Origin of the sequence: Roseiarcus sp. (genome assembly GCF_052145395.1) — a bacterium.
GTDB lineage: Bacteria > Pseudomonadota > Alphaproteobacteria > Rhizobiales > Beijerinckiaceae > Roseiarcus.
Genome location: NZ_JBKQOT010000229.1, coordinates 1 through 2,805, shown reverse-complemented (window position 1 = coordinate 2,805; position 2,805 = coordinate 1). Strand labels below are relative to the sequence as shown.

Below are 2,805 nucleotides of genomic sequence, written 5' to 3'. Positions count from 1 at the left end.
CCCCCGCCGTTCACCTGGACCGGGTTCTACGTCGGTTTGAACGCCGGCGGCATCTGGAGCAGCGGCAGCCGCAACGCAACCCTCATTGACCCCGGCGCCCTTTGGCTCTCGAGCTATTTCCCCGGCGGAATTGGAAATAACCAGAGCGGCTTCATCGGCGGCGGCCAGGTCGGCTACAATTGGCAGACGGGCGCTTTTGTTCTCGGCGGCGAGGCCGACTTCGACGGGACGAGCCTGAGCAAGACATTCAACTACACCAGCGCTCCGTTCGGCTCCATTGTTAATGGCGTTGCGGTGCCGACAGCCGTCCTGGGCGACACGCTGAATGTGCACGCCAAGGCGAGCCTGGATTGGCTGGGAACGGTCCGCGCTCGCCTCGGTTGGGTCGTTACGCCGGACAACCGCCTGATGATCTACGGCACGGGCGGTTTCGCCTATGCCGGCGGAAGCTCGAACTTCAGCGTCTATGACGCGACGGGACTTTATTGGAGTGGCAATCCGAGCTCCACTCGCACCGGCTGGACGGTTGGTGGCGGTGTTGAATACGCGCTCACGAATAACATCACGATCAGGGGCGAATATCTCTACGTCAACCTTGGCAGCAACACCATCAACACGACCGCAAACCTCGCCGCCGCCACCCTCTTGCCGGGAACCTATGCGACGGCCAAGATCAATTACGACGCGTCGATCTTCCGCGCCGGCGTCAACTACAAGTTCTGATCGCAACGATCTGAGCTAAAACTCGGGACCGCGGCCATGGCGAAAGTCATGGCCGCGGTTTTCTTTGATCAGATGGGCGCGCGCCTTTTTTGGACCAGATCGCGCCGATTTTGCCTCTGTCCCTGATGCTCTTCGGGCATGAGACCCGGCGACGGGTCTGTTCGTTCTCCTACGCGAGTTAAATCCCGCGAAGGCTGGGCGGTCGCGGACGGTCGCTACGCTACCTCCGAGAAGCTCGCTAAAGCACGATGAAATCGGGTCGCGATGGTCAAAGCCTCACCCGCCCTTCGCGCGCCTCGACGAGAATATCGCCAGCGCCGCCCGGATTCGTCGGTTTTCGCCTTGATCGTGGCGAAGAAAGGCGCCCGCGTGCTCCGCGCGCGTGAATGGGCGCGAATCTTGATTGCGGAAAACCAGAAATAACGCTATGATCCGTTCATGCGAGCATCAGACGAAGCGCAATTGGATCGACGCCGTCTTGGACAGGACGCGGCCGCTTTGTTGGGGATGGGCCGGATGGTGAACAAGATTCGCGCGGAAATTTTTTCGCGAACTCAAGTGCAACGCGTTGAAAAGTCACGATTCACGGGTGAATAAGAGCGTCAAATCCAGCGCCGAACGCGTGTCGAAGGCACGCTGAATGACGCCGAACGGCGCCTGAATGCGCCTCGCTCCGCGGACGCCCGAGGAAGTCCTTATGTCTCGCGCCGGCGGCGTCCGGGCGGCCGCCTCTCTTGGCTCATGGATCGACTCGTGACACTAACTCGCGCGGGGCGTTCGAAGAGCGTAAAATCAGTCACGCTCGGTCACAATTCGCGAAAGGAACGCGGCACCCGCATGACGTCGCCTTCTGCTCCCTGCGGCGCCACGGGAAACTTGCGAAGTCCGCGCGCAGGCCTCAAGGCGTCTCGGGTTCCGGCGCCTTGTCGGCCGGCCCCTCGGCGGCGGGCTCGACGCGCTTCCTTGACCGACCCCGGGCTTTCGCCGCGAGCATGATGTCCCGCTCCATGCGCGGCGCGGCCGGGCCTTCCGGATAGACAAAGCCGAGCTTCTTCTCGCCGGTCTCGTCGCCGGTCACGACGACCTTCACCACGCCGCCGTTCTTCAGCTTCCCGAACAGCACCTCGTCGGCGAGCGGCGTCTTGATCTGGCTCTGGATCACGCGCGCCATCGGCCGGGCGCCCATGGCCTCGTCGTAGCCGTGTGTGACCAGCCAGGCGCGCGCTTCGTCGGTCAGTTCGATCACCACGTTGCGGTCGGCGAGTTGCGCCTCGAGCTGGAGGATGAACTTGTCGACGACACGGGCGATCACCTCCTCCGGCAGGCGCGCGAATGGGATGATAGCGTCGAGCCGGTTGCGGAATTCCGGCGCGAACAGCCGGTCGATCGCCTCCTTGTCGTCCCCCTCCCGGGTCGCCTTGTGGAAGCCGAAAGCCGCGCGCGCCAGATCCTGAGCGCCGGCGTTAGTCGTCATGATCATGATCACGTTGCGGAAATCGATCGCCTTGCCCGAATGGTCGGTCAGCTTGCCGTGGTCCATCACCTGCAACAGGATGTTGAAAAGATCCGGATGGGCCTTCTCGATCTCGTCCAGAAGCAGGACGCTGTGCGGATGCTGGTCGATTGCGTCGGTGAGCAGGCCGCCCTGATCGAAGCCGACATATCCTGGAGGGGCGCCGATCAGCCGCGAGACTGTGTGCCGCTCCATGTATTCGGACATGTCGAACCGAATCAGCTCGAGGCCGAGGCTCGTGGCGAGCTGCCGCGCAGCCTCCGTCTTGCCGACGCCGGTCGGCCCCGAAAACAGGTAGCAGCCGATGGGCTTCTCCGGATCGCGTAAGCCCGCGCGAGCGAGCTTGATCGCCGCGGCGAGGGCGCTGACCGCTACATCCTGGCCGTACACGGCGCGCTTCAGCGTCTCCTCGAGATGCTGCAGCACCTCGGTGTCGTCCTTCGACACCGACTTCGGCGGGATGCGGGCCATCGACGCGATGGTCGCCTCGATCTCCTTGACGCCGATCGTCTTCTTGCGCTTGGCCTCGGGCAACAACATCTGCGAGGCGCCCGTCTCGTCGATCACGT

2 protein-coding genes are annotated in these 2,805 nt (G+C 63.2%); one reads left to right on the top strand and one right to left on the bottom strand.

The annotated features are described in order from the left end of the window. The coding region (locus ACLP25_RS07795) for an outer membrane protein (protein ID WP_442468645.1) at positions 1-723 on the top strand (723 nt) is incomplete at its 5' end. Between the two features lie 898 nt (positions 724-1,621). On the opposite strand, the gene ACLP25_RS07790 is transcribed toward ACLP25_RS07795, so the two are convergent. Continuing rightward, the coding region (locus tag ACLP25_RS07790) for an AAA family ATPase (RefSeq protein WP_442468644.1) at positions 1,622-2,805 on the bottom strand (1,184 nt) is incomplete at its 5' end.